16 protein-coding genes are annotated in these 15235 nt (G+C 71.8%); 11 read left to right on the top strand and 5 right to left on the bottom strand.

What is annotated here, in order from left to right:
- The first annotated feature begins 29 nt into the window (after nt 1-29).
- Nucleotides 30-275 carry a helix-turn-helix domain-containing protein gene (locus ETAA1_RS34000; RefSeq protein WP_390621258.1) on the top strand — a complete coding sequence of 82 codons (246 nt, stop codon included), beginning with the start codon at nt 30-32 and terminating at the stop codon, nt 273-275.
- A 259-nt stretch (nt 276-534) separates the two neighbouring features.
- Here the strand turns inward: ETAA1_RS34000 and ETAA1_RS30475 are convergent, their stop codons facing one another.
- Nucleotides 535-741 carry a hypothetical protein gene (locus ETAA1_RS30475; RefSeq protein ID WP_145244367.1) on the bottom strand — a complete coding sequence of 69 codons (207 nt, stop codon included), beginning with the start codon at nt 739-741 and terminating at the stop codon, nt 535-537.
- A 249-nt stretch (nt 742-990) separates the two neighbouring features.
- Complete coding sequence (locus tag ETAA1_RS30480; RefSeq protein WP_145244368.1) at nt 991-1683, bottom strand: serine O-acetyltransferase; 693 nt, start codon at nt 1681-1683, stop codon at nt 991-993.
- A gap of 381 nt (nt 1684-2064) precedes the next feature.
- Between ETAA1_RS30480 and asnB the strand changes: the two genes are divergently transcribed.
- From asnB to ETAA1_RS30520, 8 genes are all read left to right on the top strand, one after another.
- On the top strand, nt 2065-4017 hold the full coding sequence (gene asnB, locus ETAA1_RS30485; RefSeq protein ID WP_145244369.1) for an asparagine synthase (glutamine-hydrolyzing): 1953 nt from the start codon (nt 2065-2067) through the stop codon (nt 4015-4017).
- A gap of 22 nt (nt 4018-4039) precedes the next feature.
- Complete coding sequence (locus ETAA1_RS30490; protein ID WP_202920533.1) at nt 4040-4333, top strand: acyl carrier protein; 294 nt, start codon at nt 4040-4042, stop codon at nt 4331-4333.
- Nucleotides 4323-5882: a class I adenylate-forming enzyme family protein gene (locus tag ETAA1_RS30495; RefSeq protein ID WP_145244370.1), complete on the top strand. Its 1560-nt coding sequence runs from the start codon at nt 4323-4325 to the stop codon at nt 5880-5882. The genes ETAA1_RS30490 and ETAA1_RS30495 overlap by 11 nt, the downstream gene beginning before the upstream one ends.
- Before the next feature lie 124 nt (nt 5883-6006).
- Nucleotides 6007-7179, top strand: coding sequence for a GNAT family N-acetyltransferase (locus tag ETAA1_RS30500; RefSeq protein ID WP_145244371.1), 1173 nt, complete (start codon nt 6007-6009; stop codon nt 7177-7179).
- A gap of 14 nt (nt 7180-7193) precedes the next feature.
- Nucleotides 7194-8192: an NAD(+) synthase gene (gene nadE / locus ETAA1_RS30505; protein WP_202920534.1), complete on the top strand. Its 999-nt coding sequence runs from the start codon at nt 7194-7196 to the stop codon at nt 8190-8192.
- Between the two features lie 16 nt (nt 8193-8208).
- Nucleotides 8209-8916, top strand: a complete 708-nt coding sequence (locus tag ETAA1_RS30510; RefSeq protein ID WP_145244373.1) for a N5-glutamine methyltransferase family protein — start codon at nt 8209-8211, stop codon at nt 8914-8916.
- A 667-nt stretch (nt 8917-9583) separates the two neighbouring features.
- Nucleotides 9584-10162: a hypothetical protein gene (locus tag ETAA1_RS30515; protein WP_145244374.1), complete on the top strand. Its 579-nt coding sequence runs from the start codon at nt 9584-9586 to the stop codon at nt 10160-10162.
- A gap of 712 nt (nt 10163-10874) precedes the next feature.
- Nucleotides 10875-11111: a helix-turn-helix domain-containing protein gene (locus ETAA1_RS30520; RefSeq protein WP_202920535.1), complete on the top strand. Its 237-nt coding sequence runs from the start codon at nt 10875-10877 to the stop codon at nt 11109-11111.
- Between the two features lie 811 nt (nt 11112-11922).
- On the opposite strand, the gene ETAA1_RS30525 is transcribed toward ETAA1_RS30520, so the two are convergent.
- Nucleotides 11923-12312 carry a GIY-YIG nuclease family protein gene (locus tag ETAA1_RS30525; protein WP_145244376.1) on the bottom strand — a complete coding sequence of 130 codons (390 nt, stop codon included), beginning with the start codon at nt 12310-12312 and terminating at the stop codon, nt 11923-11925.
- A 395-nt stretch (nt 12313-12707) separates the two neighbouring features.
- On the opposite strand from ETAA1_RS30525, the gene ETAA1_RS30530 reads away from it, so the two are divergent.
- Both ETAA1_RS30530 and ETAA1_RS30535 read left to right on the top strand, forming a co-directional pair.
- A complete protein-coding gene (locus tag ETAA1_RS30530; protein WP_145244377.1) occupies nt 12708-12944 on the top strand; it encodes a hypothetical protein in 237 nt (78 codons plus the stop codon).
- Nucleotides 12945-13265: 321 nt separating this feature from the next.
- On the top strand, nt 13266-13979 hold the full coding sequence (locus ETAA1_RS30535) for a hypothetical protein (RefSeq protein WP_145244378.1): 714 nt from the start codon (nt 13266-13268) through the stop codon (nt 13977-13979).
- Nucleotides 13980-14049: 70 nt separating this feature from the next.
- On the opposite strand, the gene ETAA1_RS30540 is transcribed toward ETAA1_RS30535, so the two are convergent.
- Both ETAA1_RS30540 and ETAA1_RS32590 read right to left on the bottom strand, forming a co-directional pair.
- Nucleotides 14050-14448, bottom strand: coding sequence for a hypothetical protein (locus ETAA1_RS30540; protein ID WP_145244379.1), 399 nt, complete (start codon nt 14446-14448; stop codon nt 14050-14052).
- 121 nt (nt 14449-14569) lie between these two features.
- A complete protein-coding gene (locus tag ETAA1_RS32590) occupies nt 14570-14950 on the bottom strand; it encodes a hypothetical protein (RefSeq protein WP_202920536.1) in 381 nt (126 codons plus the stop codon).
- Between the last annotated feature and the right edge of the window lie 285 nt (nt 14951-15235).

Consider the following 15235-nt stretch of genomic DNA (forward strand, 5'->3'; position numbering starts at 1 on the left):
TTCGGCCGTCGGGCAACGCAGTGGTGATCGTGGCCAAGCGGAAGATCCGACTCTGGTCGGGGGCACGACTTCGCACGTTGCGAGAGGGGGCCGGCTACACCCAGGCGGAGTTGGCCGCCGCGGTGGGGATTTACCCACACGAGGTGAGTAACTACGAGCGGGGTAAAACTGAGCCCTCGTTTTCCGTCCTCGTTCGAATCGCCGAGGCGCTGAGAGTGTCGCTGTCCGATTTCGCCCCTACGGGCGACGGGCGGATCGATGAGGGCGGCGAGTGAAAAACCACAAAAATCACTAGACAATTTTATAAGCAATTCGTCAATTCGATTATTCTGTCTATCTTAGCATCGCCGCGGCCCCGATGTGTGAGTGGAAGGACTTGAGGGTGGCCGTCCAGACAGGTTGACGCTAACGCTCGGGTGGGCGGAATGCCCGCTACTGTTCCGTTGAGGCTGTCTTACCCCAGGATCGAGGCGATCCGGCCGGGTAGTGCTCGGGAGCCGTTGTAGAGAGGGACTCGCCGACGCACCATCGACCTCAGGCACTTTCGAGGGCCGGGAACGACCGCCCGCCAGCGGGTCGGGTCCCGCTCCCCCGGGCCCGGAGCGGCACGGTGACGTGCCCGAACCGGACGCCCGGGAACTCCACCACCAGCCCGGCCAGCACGCTCCGGTACGCGGCGAAGAGGCCGGCCACGTCGGTGTCCGCCCCGACGTCAACGTAGCACAGCTTGAACAGGGCCACGTCGGCCCAGTTGCCGACTCCCTGGCGGACCAGCCGCGCGAAGTGCTCGAACTTGGACCGCGGGTCGCCGTTCGTCCCGACCTCGGGCGTGGGCGAGACCAGCCGGCGGGAGCGACCCGGCCCCGGTGATCTCGACCACTGGCGGCGCCGGGGTGACGCGCGCCACCCCCGCCAGGATGTTCGCGCCAACCGACCGGTGGCCGAAGAAGACCTGGCGGGGTGGGGCGGGAAGGTGCGCCGAACCCGCAGTCACGGCGCGCCCCCGCCGGTGTTGACCAGGGTGGGGTCGAGGGCGGGCGCCGGCGCGGCGCCCAGGGAAGTGGGGGCCGGGTAAGCCCCGGCAGCCAGGGCCGCCAGTCGGGCCGGATCCCCCTCCATGCCGTCGTAGCAGATAAACTCGAAACTGCCGTCGTAGGAGATGACCCGGGCCGGGTTACCGGCGACCACCGCCCGCGGGGGGACGGGCCGGGTGACGACTGCCCCCGCACAGACGGCCGCGTCGTCGCCGACGGTAATCTTCCCGACCACGATCGCGTGCGGGCCGATGTACACGCGGTCCCCGATCGTCGGGGCGCCGCGCTTGTCGCCCGTGCCGGCCTGTCCGATCGTCACGCCCTGGGAAACGGAGCAGTTCCGCCCCAGCCGCCCCCGTGAGGGGAAGAAGATGCCGCCGAAGTGCCCGATGTACATCCCCTCACCGATGTCGGCCGAGGCCGGGATGCAGATACCGGTCACAATCTCCGTCAACTTGTTGAGCGGGCTGAGGAACACCTGCGCGAGCAGGCGCAACGGCCGGAACCGCAGCCGCTGGACCGCCCACCGGTTCACCCGATACACGGTCGAGGCCCAGAACCCCTGGGTGAAAAACAGGGTCAGCACCCACGACCCGCCGGTCGCCCGGTAGCGGCGGTAGTCGCGGTAGATTTGCCCGAACAGACCCACGGGAAGCACCTTCGGCCGACCCGACCCTGTCGCACCGAGTGCGAGTGGGGGAGTTGGAAAAACAGTCTCTGTGTTCGCGGGCCCCTTCGCGTACCCGCCCCATCAGTCGTCGGAATAAGTGATTATTCGCCCTGCGGGGATGAGTGCAATGGGGAAAAAGTTGAAAACGTGCGGTATCACTGCGGACCGCGGGGTATTGGTCTCGGACGGGCAACTTGGTCGGACATTCTGAGAACCCAATCCCCCCGTAACGCATCAAACACCCCAAGCCGCCCGAGACCACAATTGGCTCTCCTCCGCCATGGCGTGGCCCGGAGGGAGGCCGCAGTTCGCCCGCGAGCGGCCCTGGGCGGTGGGCTCACCCGAACTCGCCCGAGCCTTATGTGCGGCATCGCAGGCTTTCACGGGACACCGGACTGGGACGCGGACCACCGAGCCGTCCTTGCGGGGATGGTCGCGGCGGTCCGCCACCGCGGGCCGGACGAGCAGGGCTGCTTTCTGGCCCCCGGGGTCGGGCTCGGGCACGCCCGGCTGAGCATCCTCGACCTGGCCGGCGGCCGGCAGCCGATGGCCGACGAGGCCGGCGATCACTGTGTCACGTTTAACGGCGAAATCTTCAACTACCTCGAACTCCAGCGGGACCTGCGGGCCCGCGGCCGGCGGGTCCGCACGGGGTCGGACACCGAGGTCATCCTCCACGCTTACGCCGAGTATGGCGTCCGGTGCGTCGAGGAGTTCAACGGCGACTTCGCGTTCGCCCTCTGGGACAAGGCCCGCGACCGACTCTTCATCGCCCGCGACCGGATGGGCGTCCGCCCGGTGTACTACACCCGGGTCGGCGGCGTGCTGGTGTTCGCGTCCGAGGTCAAGGCGCTGCTCCGCGTCCCCGGGGTGCGGGCCGAGCTCGACCCGGTCGCCCTCGACCAGTGCTTCACCTTCTGGTTCCCGCTCGCCCCGCGGACCCCGTACCAGGGGATCAGCGAGCTGCCGCCGGGCCACTACCTCGTCTCCGAGGGCGGGCAGGTCACCGTCCGCCCGTACTGGCAGCTGCGGTTCCCGGACGCCGCCGAGCACCGGGCCGGCCCGCGGGCCGACGGCCGGGCGGTCGCCGAGGAGCTCCACGACCTGCTGGTCGACGCCACCCGCATCCGCCTCCGGGCCGACGTGCCGGTCGGGGCGTACCTCAGCGGCGGGTTCGACTCGTCGGCCGTCGCGGCGCTGGTCAAGACGTTCACCGACCGCCGGCTCTGCACCTTCTCCGTCGGGTTCGAGAGCCCCGAGTTCGACGAGACGGCGCAACAACAGGAGGTCGTCCGCTCGCTAGGCACCGAGCACGCCTCGGTCGTGTGCACGGCGGCGTCCATCGGGGCGGCGTTCCCGGACGTGATCCGGCACGCCGAGCGGCCGGTCCTGCGGACTGCCCCGGCCCCCCTGTTCCGGCTGTCCCGGCTGGTCCGGGACTCCGGGTTCAAGGTGGTGCTGACGGGCGAGGGGGCCGACGAGGTGTTCGGCGGGTACGACATCTTCAAGGAGGCGAAGGTGCGGCGGTTCTGGGCCCGGTGCCCGAACTCGACCAGTCGGCCCCGCCTGCTCCGCCGCCTCTACCCGTACCTGCCCGGCATTCAGGGGCAGTCGCAGGCGTACCTGGAGGCGTTCTTCCGGACCGGGCTGACCAACCCCCACGACCCGTTCTTCTCGCACCGCCCGCGGTGGCAGAGCACGGCCGCGACGAAGGCGTTCTTCTCCGCCGACCTGGCGGCTTCGCTCAAGGGGTACGACGCGGTCGAGGACCTCCGCGGGCAGTTGCCCGCCGACTTCGGCCGGTGGCACCCGCTCTGCCGGGCGCAGTACCTGGAGGCCTGCCACCTGCTGCCCGGGTACATCCTGTCGTCCCAGGGGGACCGGGTCGGGATGGCGCACGCGGTCGAGGGGCGGTTCCCGTTCCTCGACCACCGGGTGGTGGAGTTCGCCGCCCGCATCCCGCCGCGGCTGCGGCTGAAAGGAATGACCGAGAAGCACATCCTCCGGGAGAGCGTCGGCCGGTACCTGCCGCCGGCGATCGCCCGGCGGCCCAAGCAGCCGTACCGCGCCCCGGATAGCCAGTCGTTCTTCGGCCCGGCTGCACCGGAGTACGTGGCCGAGTTGCTCGGCCCGGCGGCCGTCGCCCGGGGCGGCTACTTCGACCCGGCGGCCGTCGCCAAGCTGGTCAAGAAGTGCCGGGCCGGGGCGGCCGTGTCCCTGCGGGACAACATGGCCCTGGTCGGGATTCTGTCGGTCCAGCTGTTGGACCACCTGTTCGTCCGCGGCGCGGCGGGCCTCGCCCCCGCCGCCTGACCCTCACCGGAAAGGTTCTCCCGTGCTGACGCAAGAGAAAACGACGACCATCGAGCAGCGGGTCCGGGCGTTCGTCGCGGACAACTACCAGTTCGGCGGGACGGCCGCGACCCTGGCCGACACCGAGTCGTTCCTGGGGGCGGGACTGATCGACTCGATGGGCGTGCTGGAACTCGTCACGTTCGTCGAAGACACGTTCGGCGTCCGGGTCGCCGACGACGAGGTCGTCCCGGCCAACCTCGACTCGATCGCCGGGGTGGCGGCGCTGGTCCGGCGGAAGCTCCCCGCCGACGAGGGGGCGCGCCGTGCGGGTTGAACGGTTCCTCGCCGACAGCGCCGCCCGGCACCCGGACAAGACCGCCCTGGTGGTGGGCGACGCCCGGGTCAGCTTCGCCGAACTCGACGCGACCGCCAACCGGCTGGCGCACGCCCTCCGGGCGCGCGGGGCGGGCCGCGGCGACCGCGTCGTGGTCTTCCTGGACAACTCGGTCGAGGCGGTGGCCGCCCTCTTCGCCGTCCTCAAGGCCGGCGGGGTGTTCTCGGTGGTCAACCCGACCACGAAGGCGGACAAGCTCGCCTACGTGCTGAACAACTGCCGGGCCGCGGCCGTGGTCACCAGCCAGCGGCTGCTCGCGGCCGCCGGGCCGGCCGTGGGGCAGGCGCCGTCAGTCCGCGCGACCGTGGTGGCCGGCGCGATCGGGGAGCCGGCCGTCCGCGGCGGAGTGGCGTGGGCGGACGCCCTCGCCGGCGCGCCGGCCGACCCGCCGCCGGAGCCGGGCGTCGACATCGACCTGGCCATGATCATCTACACCTCGGGGTCCACCGGGTTCCCCAAGGGGGTCATGATGACCCACCAGAACATCGACTTCGCCGCCACCTCGATCACCACGTACCTGGAGAACACCCCGGACGACATCATCCTGAGCGTCCTGCCGCTGGCGTTCGACTACGGCCTGTACCAGGTGCTGATGGCGGCGAAGCTCGGGATGACGGTGGTGCTGGAGCAGTCGTTCGCGTTCCCGGCGGTGGTTCTGCAGAAGCTCGAGGCCGAGCGGGCGACCGGGTTCCCGGTCGTCCCCACGATCGCGGCCCTGCTGCTGAAGATGCGCGACCTGACGCCGGGCCGGTTCCCACACCTGCGGTACCTCTCGAACACCGCCGCCGCGCTGCCGCCGGCCCACATCCGCAAGCTCCAGGAGCTGTTCCCGACGACCCGCGTCTTCTCGATGTACGGGCTCACCGAGTGCAAGCGCTGCACGTACCTGCCGCCGGACCAACTCGCCACGCGGCCCGGGTCGGTGGGCAAGGCCATCCCCGGGACCGAGGCGTACGTCGTCGGCGACGGCGGGGAGCGGCTCGGCCCGGGGGCGGTGGGCGAGCTGGTGATCCGCGGCGGCCACGTGATGAAGGGCTACTGGGAGAACCCGGAAGCGACCGACCGGATGCTCCGCCCGGGGCCGTACCCCTGGGAGAAGGTGCTCCACACCGGCGACCTGTTCAAGGCCGACGAGGAGGGGTTCCTGTACTTCGTCGGCCGCAAGGACGACATCATCAAGAGCCGCGGCGAGAAGGTCAGCCCGAAGGAGGTCGAGAACGTCCTCTACGCGCTGCCCGGGGTCCGCGAGGCGGCGGTGGTCGGCGTCCCCGACCCGGTGCTCGGGATGGCCCTGAAGGCCGTCATCGCCCCGACGGACGACGCCGGCCTGACCGCCCGGGACGTGGTCGCCCACTGCGCCGCCCACCTGGAGGACTTCATGGTCCCCCGGCTGGTCGAGTTCCGTGCCGAACTGCCCAAGACCGACACCGGGAAGATCCGCCGCGGCGAGGTACAGGCCGAGGTTCTCAGGGACGACGGGTCGGCTTAGCCCGGTGCGGCCGCCGTCTTCTTGTGGTACGATCGACTGGTCAAGATCCTTGTGCTTCAAGATGGATGAGCCGCGTGTCACCGCGTTGTCGGAGCCGGGAGTTGGGATGATTCGGAGGCCGGTGATGGCGACCCAAGACGCAGCCGGCAGGACGGCGACCGGGATCCGCGAGTTCCGTGACGAGGACGTGCCGGCCGTCGCCGCCTTGTGGCTCCGAGCGTACCACAAGGCCGAGGTCTCCCCGCCCGCCTTGCTTCAGGACTACTTTCGGGACGCGTTTTTACGCGACCCTCTGAACCTGCCCGATCTGCCCTCATTGGTCTGCACGAACGGCGGGAAGGTGATTGGGTTCCTCGGCGTGCTGTCCCGCCGCGCGACCTTCCGCGGCCGGCCGAAGAGGTACGCCGTCCCGACCCAGTTGATGGTCGATCCGACGACCGAATGCGGGTTCGCCGCCATCGACCTGCTCAAGCGGTTCCTCGCTGGGCCCCAGGACTTCTCCTACGCTGACGGCGCGCAGGACAATGCCGCCCGGCTCTGGCAGATACTCGGGGGGGACGTAGTTCCACTCCTCTGCCTCGACTGGATGCGGGTGTTTCGCCCCCTCCGGCATCGACTCACGGCGACTGGCAAGCGGGTCCGGTTCCGCTCACTTCTCCAGGTGGCCCAACCGCTTGGGTGGGTGGTTGACGCAGTGGCCGGCCGGTTGCCGTTCGGCCCGTACCGGGTACGGCAGCCGGCGGGGTCGGCGACGGAGGCCGACGCCACCACGGTGCTAGCTTGCTGGGACTCCCTGCCGAGGAAGTCGGCACTCCGCCCGGCGTACGACGCGGACTCGCTCTCTCGCTTGCTCGGGGCGGCTGCCGCGAGCACCGGGCTCGGCCGGTTCCGCACCGCCGTGGTCCGCGACCGGGATCGGCGGTCGGTCGGGTGGTTCGCGTACTACTTGAACCCCGGTGGGCTGAGCCGGGTGGTGCAAGTCGGTGCGGCCGGCCCGACTGCCGGGCTGGTGTTCGACCACCTAATGTTCGACGCCTGGGCGCAGGGGTCGGCGGCGTTGGAGGGGATGGCAGACCCGCGGCATCTCCGCGAGCTCGACGACCGACACGCTCGGTACAGGTGCTGCGGGCTGGGCGTCGCCGTCCACTCCCGCGACCCCGACCTGCTGTACGCTATCCATCGTGGGAACTCATCCCTGTCCCGGCTGGATGCGGAGTGGTGTCTACCGTTCGTCACCTTTACCCTGGCTAAACTGGACAGTTGCCAGCACGATGGCGATCGCACGGCGCACCCATGACGTGGGGAAAACAATTGACCCTGCCCGCTTTCGGTCCCGCTGTTCTCCGCCTTGACCCGGCCCGAGAAACCGACCGGATCACAGCCGCGCTCAAGGAGCAGGTACTCGGCACCCTCCGCCGCCGCGGCGGCGTACTCGGCCTGTCCGGGGGCGTGGACAGCAGCGTGTGCGCCGCCCTGTGCGCCCGGGCGTTCGGGCCGGACCGCACCCTCGGCGTGTTCATGCCCGAGGCCGACTCCGACCCGGAGAGCCTACGGCTGGGGCGGCTCGTCGCCGAGACGCACGGCACCCCGGCGGAACTGGAGGACATCGCCCCGATCCTGGAGGCGGCGGGGTGCTACCGGCGGCGGGACGAGTTCATCCGCCAGGTCGTCCCGGACTACGGGCCGGGGTACAAGAGCAAGATCGTCCTCCCGGGGGCGCTGTCCGGGGCGGCGTACAACCTGTTCACCCTGGTGGTCCAGGCCCCGGACGGCACCCAGACCCGGACCCGGCTGCCGCTGGTCGCGTACCTCGGGATCGTGGCCGCGACGAACATGAAGCAGCGGACCCGCAAGCAGGTCGAGTACTACCACGCCGACCGGCTCAACTACGCCGTGGTCGGCACCCCGAACCGGCTGGAGTACGACCAGGGGTTCTTCGTCAAGAACGGGGACGGGGCGGCCGATGTCAAGCCGATCGCCCACCTGTACAAGACCCAGGTTTACCAACTGGCCGAGTACCTCGGGGTGCCCGCCGAGGTCCGCCGCCGCCGGCCGACGACCGACACCTACTCGCTGCCGCAGTCGCAGGAGGAGTTCTACTTCGCCCTGCCCTACGAGCAGATGGACCTGTGCCTGTACGCGTTCAATCACGGCATCCCCGAGGCGGAGGCGGCCGCCGCCGTCGGGCTGACCGCGGAACAGGTCGAGCACGTCTTCCGGGACATCCAGGCGAAGCGCCGCGCCACCCGCTACCTGCACCAACCGCCGCTGCTGGTCGAGGCCGTCGAGCCGAGTGACCGCGCCAGCTGACGGGGAGAGACGGACCATGGCGGAACGGAACCCGGGCAGCGGGTGTGAGGTGTCGGCCGCCTACGGCCGCGGCCGCGCCACGTTCATGGGGCTCGACCTGTTGGTCGCGCCGGGGGTACTCGTTCCCCGGCCGGAGACGGAACTCCTGGCCCGGGCTGCGATCGACTTCCTGAACACCGTCCTGGCCGGCCGGCCGGCCGGCGAGGCGGTCCGGGTGGTGGACGTGTGCTGCGGGTCGGGGAACCTGGCCTGCGCGATCGCGGCCGCCGTCCCCGCGGCCGACGTGTGGGCGACCGACCTGACGGACCCGTGCGTCGATCTCACACGACGAAACGTGCGGGAACTGGGGCTGGGCGGCCGGGTTCGGGTGTTCCAGGGCGACCTGTACGCCCCGCTCGTCGGGGAGTGGCTCGACGGCCGGGTGGACGCCGTGCTGTGCAATCCGCCGTACATTCCGACGAAGCTGCTGGACGACCGGGCCGACCTGCGGCACGAGCCGCGGGAGGCGTTCGACGGCGGCCCGTTCGGGCTGTCGGTCGTGATGCGGGCTCTCCAGGAGGCGCCGCGGCTGTTGCGGCCGGGCGGGCGGCTGTTCGTGGAGGTCGGGCCGCGGGAGGAGCGGCACGCCGTGCAGCTGGTCGAGCGGTCCCGGGCGTACACCGACCTCGTCCTCCTCTGCACCGCGGGGGGGACCGTCCATGCGCTCCATGCACGTCGGCTGTGATACGGTTCGCAAGAAATCCCTACCGGGCGTCGGTCGTGGGGCCGGCTTCCAGCCGGCCTGTCCCTGGCCGGCTGGAAGCCGGTCCCACGACCATCTCCAGGGCGTCCGCGACGCGCCGGCTGGTCCTCGTCCCGTCCATCCCCCACCCCATGACCCCCGGTAGCGACGGCACGGACCAGGGGTGGCGGCACACCCGCCGCCTCTCGGCCCGCTCGGGCCGGGGGCGTACCTACGAATTGGGGCCAGAAGCCTGTAAGTCCGGGACGCAAGCCCGGGCGGGGGTTCAGACCCCCCGCCCGGGCTTGCGCCCCGGACTAGGTTTCCGACGCGACCACACCCGCCGGACGAGGCGGGCGTCCACCGGCGGCGACAGACCGTCTGGGTCGCCCTCGCGGCCGCGACCACGGCCGCGCTCCTGCTCGTCGAGATTCCGACCCGGCGGCTCGGGCCGTGGCAGGACCATATCCTCGACTTCGGGCACGTCCCCCTGTTCGCCGTCCTCGTCCTGGTCCTGCGGGCGGCGGGGGGCTGGTCGCTCCGGGGGGCGTTCGCCCTGGCGGTCGCCGCCGCCGGGGCGGCTGAGGTCGTTCAGCCTTGGGTCGAGCGGTCCGGGGTTTGGGCCGACTTTCTGCGGAGTACGGCCGGGGCGGCGGCCGCCGCCGCCGGGGTGCGGGCGTGGGACGCCCGCCGCGGGCGGGGCGGCCGGCTCAGTTACGCGGTCCTCGCCCTCGGCCTGCTAGTCTGGCCGGTCGCCGAGGTCGCCCCGTACCTGGCCGACACCGTGGACGGCCGGTCCACGTTCCCGACCCTGGCGGACTTCCGGACGGAGCGGGAGGTCCGCCGCTGGGTGTGCGACCAGGCGGCTGTCACGCGGGACGGCGGGGCGGGGCGGGTCATCCTGCTCCCGGGGCCGGAGCCGTACTCGTCGGCCGCGTTGCGGCCGGTCGTCCCCGACTTCCGCGGGCACCGGTGGCTGTGCTGGGCGTTCCGGGTCGGCGACCGGCCGGTCACGCTGGTGGTTTCGGTCCGGTCGGGGGCGGGCCGCGGGGCCGGGACAACGCACGTGCAGGTCGAACGTCAGTTTCTGGCCGGCGACCACGTCCTCCGCCTCGACCTGGGCGACCTCGCCCCGCAGACCCGCCCCGCTCCGCTCGACCTGGCCGACGTCCGATACGTGCAGCTGTTCGTGGTCCGCACGCCGGAGCCCGTGACGCTGGACGTGTCGCGGGTCTGGCTGGAGCCGTGATTGCTGCCGGCGGCCCTTCTTCTCGGGTGGACCGGAGTCTGTACCAGCATTCCGGCCCTCGGAAGCGTCGCGATCCGGATGAGCCGCCGGGGCGGCTACGGCGTGGCGTGGCGGTGCGCGGGCGCGCGTCTCGGCGTGGATTCGCGACCCGGACCCTTTAGTGCAGCCCCACCGCGCGGCATCGGGCAAGGGGCCGCCGGCGGGTCCAGGTAGTATTCGAGGATCACGAGGTGGGAGCCGGGAAGCGGGCCCAAAACCCGCACCCTCAGTGTCGGCGGTAGGGGCGACGGGTCGGTGGTGTCGAACGCCCCGGTCAGGCAGTCAGTGCACACCAGTTCGGGCCCGGTCGCGGGGTCGCGGTGGAAGAACGTCGAGACGCCTCGACAGGCCGGGCACGTTTGCCCGGGCGCGAGCGGGTCGGGGTCAAGAGAGTGAGAGTCGCCGACGTTGACGCCGGCGAAGATGGGCGGATAGAGTAACACGCACTCGTCCTCCGTAATGGGGATGAGGAGGGCGGCCGGCGGGGAACTTTCTCAGGGTGGCCCGCCGGCCGCCTACTTGATGGGCGAAGGGACCGCCTCCGCGGGCATGGTAGCGTCGTTGCTACCTCCGCGGGCATGGTAGCGTCGTTGCTACCTCCGCGGGCATGGCAGCATCGTTGCTACCAAACTGTCAATCGCGGTAGCGGGGAAGACAGTGCACCGAACTGGGCGTGGTCGTGGCCAAACGACGGCTTACCGGGGCCCTCGCCGAACGGATCCGGCACCTGCTCGACGAGCGCGGGGCGGGTGTCGCGTGGCTTGCCCGGGAGACCGGGGTTCACCGAGTCACGATCTCGCGGATCGTGGGTGGGGTGTCACGGGACCTTCCCCTGTCGACACTGACAGCGGTCGCGACCGCGCTGGGGGTCACTGTCGGTGAGCTAGTGGACGACCTGCCGCCTGACTGATCGATCGTCTCTAGTACATTCGTCATTAAATCGATGCCGTAGCCCCGTTCCGTCTGAAGACGTCCCGGCTGCTCTTGCCAAGCCGGTTCATCCCCACGGTCGGTGTCCGACGCGCGAGTAGTCCGCCGCTGTGAAGCAGACGCGGTCACGGAGGTAGCCCACGCTCACCGCGCGTGTCGGGCGGCCACGACGAGCAGCGGATGTTCCGGATCTTCCGGCCGGTGGTGATCGGCATCAGGAAGGGGCTCTCCCGGAATGCCGTGAAGATTAGCCGTAACGCCACGTTTATCCTGACCTTCGGTTCTCGCCCCGGAGGTCAGGATGATCTTTTCTCCGACGGCCGCGTTGCAACAGATCCGCGCGGACATCGCCGCGGTACTCTCCCCGGATGTCATCCGTCGGCTTTGCCAGGAGGCGGGCCACACGTAGCGAGAGCGACTACTCGACCCGGTCACCACCATCCACCTCTTCGTCTTCCAGTTGCTCCACCACAACACCGCCTGTGCCCACCTGCCGCGACTGATCGGCCAGCCGACCAACCAGGCCGCCGGGTGCGGCTTCCCGGTGGCGGGTCGAGGGCCGGACGTGGTGGCTGTGGTGCTTCACCTGCGCCGACACAAAAACTACTAGACAATTTTATAAATTATTTGTCAGCGTAATTTTTCTATCAATCATTGTGGTGTTTAGGGCGAATCCAGGTCCTCCCGGATTCCGTGCTAATCACCAGTCAGTCGCTCCGCGTCAGGCGGCCCGCCCGGTTCGAGGCTGCGGGCTCCCGGCCGTGGCCCGTCGCAGGCCGGTCCGATCGGCATCACCTTCCCGATGCCGATCGCCGGACACGGTTCGGTACCCGGCAGACGCCTGTGCCGGCGCCGGCGACGGTGCACGGGACCGGCGTGTCGCTCGGCCGGGCCGTGTCGAGCGTCCGGTAGACGATTGCGGCCGTCTCGCGAATCGCCACGACCGCGCCCGCGGACAAGTGGAACCACTCGCCGGGCGTCAGGGGCGGCCGGTGAGTGCGGTGGAGTTCGGCCTCCAGCCGCGGGGCGTCGTCCGTCGTGATCAGGTGGACGACCTCGCACAGGCCGCCCGCGACCCGAGCGAGGAGCCGGGTCCGCTCCTCGGTGGACGTAGCCCGGCCGATCTTGAAGACCCCAGCGGACGGGTGCCGGAGGAGGTAGACATACCCGGCCCGGCTCATGCGTCGCCCCCCGTGCGGGTCGAGTGAGCCGGACCCCGCCGCCCGGCAGTCGACCGCGGCCCTGCTTCGATCCTGGCGTCGCGCCGCACGCCGCGACCGAAGTCGTCAGCCTCGATGCCCCGCCCGGCCCGGCCGCCGCGGGAGTGCGGGCCGGCACGACGCCTCGACGAAGCCCGGGACCGGCTTCCGGAGGCGGGAACGACACGCCCGGGAGCCATGACTACCCCCGCGGGAAGGTGACGATGCCAGTATACCAAATTGCTTGGTATAGAGCAAAGCAAATTGCGCTTGACTGGTAAGTAAACAATGTACTGCAGATGCGCACAGTGCAATGTGGTAGGAGCTGGCGCTGTCACACTTCCCGTTCGTGACTCAGTTCGGGTACTCTAAGTCCCATGCCGAGACCTCCGAAGAAAGGAAACGCCGAGCAGCCCGCCCGGTACCCGAGCCGTGACAAGGTCACGTACACCGCCATACCCAAGGAGTACGGCGACATCCTCAAGGCGATGACCGCGGACAGTGAGGAGTACGAAGGGCGGTCGGTGGCGTTCCTCACCAAACTGGCCGTTCGGGAATTCCTGCAGCGCAAGGGAAGGCTGGACGACAAGGGGCGTCCCATACCCGCGAAGTGACGACCCGGCGGGAATCGACCGGCCGCCAGCGGCTCGCTGGCCCACCTCGGCACACACGAACAGCTCGAGCGCGGGTCAGCATCCGCGCCGTCTCACCGCGGCGGCCGGTGGGGTCGGCGTGTACCATCCGCTTGCGCCGGGGCCGTGTGTCAGGCCACTGCCGGACGGGCGGCCGGCATCATCCCGGCCCGAATTTGCCAGCCTCGCGGGCGAATGAGGCGGCCGACCTCTGGAGGACTGCGGCGTGCGATGGGTATAATGGCGGATAGGGGCGCCCGAACGGTCTTGTCCGTCGGCCCCCGCGGTCCGCGGAGCCCAGCCGTGAGCCTCGACCGTCAGATCCGCCGGCTCGAGCGGCGGGCCGCCCGCCTGGCCGCCCTTCACCCGCCGGCGCCCGAGCCCGCCGGCATCGGCTGGGCCGCCGCCCTCGCCGAGGTGGGGCCGCTGCTCGCCTCCGCGGCCGGGCGGGACGCGCTGGCGGCCTACGCCGACCACGACCAGCAGGTCCGCCAGTTTTATGCCCAGCTCTGGCCCCCCGGGGGCGCCGCCCGCCGGCAGATCGAGGACCCCGAGTTGAAGCCCGCCGCGACCGTCCTCTTCTTCGCCCGCCTCCCCCCGGACCTCCGGGCGCGGGCGGCGGACCCGGCCGCGCTCGCGTGCGGCGGGTGGGCGAACAAGTGGATCGGCCGGCTCGCCAACCTCATCTCGCGGATCCCGCCCGACGTGTCCCCGGACCTCCTCCGGCGGCTGGCCGCTCCCTTCGCCGACAGCCCGCCCGACCAGGACGTCTGGGAGGAGGTGTGCCTCGGCTGCGGGCTCCGCCGGCCGTTCTGGCCGGACTACCCGTGGCACGGCGCCCCGTGCGGGCACTGCGGGGGGACCCGGATGACGCTCCCGTACGCCGACCCGGGCGGCGGCGAGTGGCGGGAGCTGGCCCGCCGGGAGCTGGCGGCCGTGGGCCGCGCCGGCGGGGCGGCCCGGGCGAAGCCCCGCCGGGCGGCCGCCCCGCCCGAGTCGAAGCCGCCCGGCGGCTGACCGGCCGGGCGACTGGTCTCGACGGGTCGCCGGCGCGTGCCGGGCCGGCGGCCGTCCGGGCCGGGCCGGGTCAGCGCTCGCCGGGCCCGCCCGCTTCGGCGTCGAGCCGATCCATCTGCTCCTCCAGGGCCTCGAGCCGGCGGGCCTCGTCCGCCGCCACGACGAGCTTGACCCCGAGCTCGACGACCTTGGCCGCCGCCCGGAGGCGGACGGCCGGGTTGTCGTGGGCGAGGAGGGCCCGGAGGACGCCGACCGCCTCGCCCAGCCCGTCGGCGAGCCGCCCGGTCGCGGCGGCGACCATCTGGCCGCGGAGCTCGGCGACCCGCGCCGCGAACGCGGGGTCGGCCTGGCGGCGGTGGGCGGTCCGCTCGCTCACCTGGGCCTCGCCGGCCGCCTCCCGGACGGTCCGGCCGGCGGCCAGGAGGGCGGCGAGCCGTTCGTCCGCGTCCCGTCTGCCACGGTGTGCCACGGTCTGCCACCTCGTGAGGTGCCCCCATGATACCCGGCCCGACCCGCGGGCGCCACCGCGGCGGTGGCCGGTACTGGGCGTGACGCGGCGGGGCCCGCCGGGTCGCCGGCCGCCGCCTCCCCTACCCCCGCGGCCCGGGGGCCGCGCGGCCGGCCGCGGGGCGGCGGAAGACGGCCTCCTCGGCCGCCGCGCGGCCGCGGGTGGCGAGGTCGCGCTCCAGGGCGTCGCAGTGCTCGCGGAGCTCCTCCTCGACCTCGTCCGCCTCCGCCAGCCGCCGGTGGAGGGCCGCCTCCGTCCGGTCCACCTCGGCCGCCCGTCGGCCCAGTTCGGCCGCCCGCCGGGCGAGGTCCGCGTCCCGGCGGTCGAGGGCGGCGGCCCGGCCGGCCAACTCGGCCGCCCGGCGGTTGAGGTCCTGCTCCCAGGTGACCGCCGCCGCCTCGGCCGCCGCCGTCCGGGCCACCTCCTCCCACCACACGCGGACGTGCTCCAGCTGCGCGGCCACGAAGGCGTTGAACCGGTCCGCCTCCTGCCGGAGCCAGTCCGCGACCGGGGCCGCCTCCGGGGGCGGGGCGGGCGGCGACCGCGTGCCGGGGCGGGGCCTGCCCCAGGCCGCGCGCCGGGGACGGCGTCCCGGCCGGCGGCCCCGCGGGCCCGACCCAGACGCCCAGCTCGTCCGCGGACGCCGGGGGGCGCGGGGGCCGTCGAACTCCGTGCCGCACGCCCGCGAGTCGGGCGCCCGGCCGGTCATGCCCGAGCCGGGCCACGAATCGACCCGCCGCCAACCGAG

The sequence above is a fragment of the Urbifossiella limnaea genome (assembly GCF_007747215.1).
GTDB lineage: Bacteria > Planctomycetota > Planctomycetia > Gemmatales > Gemmataceae > Urbifossiella > Urbifossiella limnaea.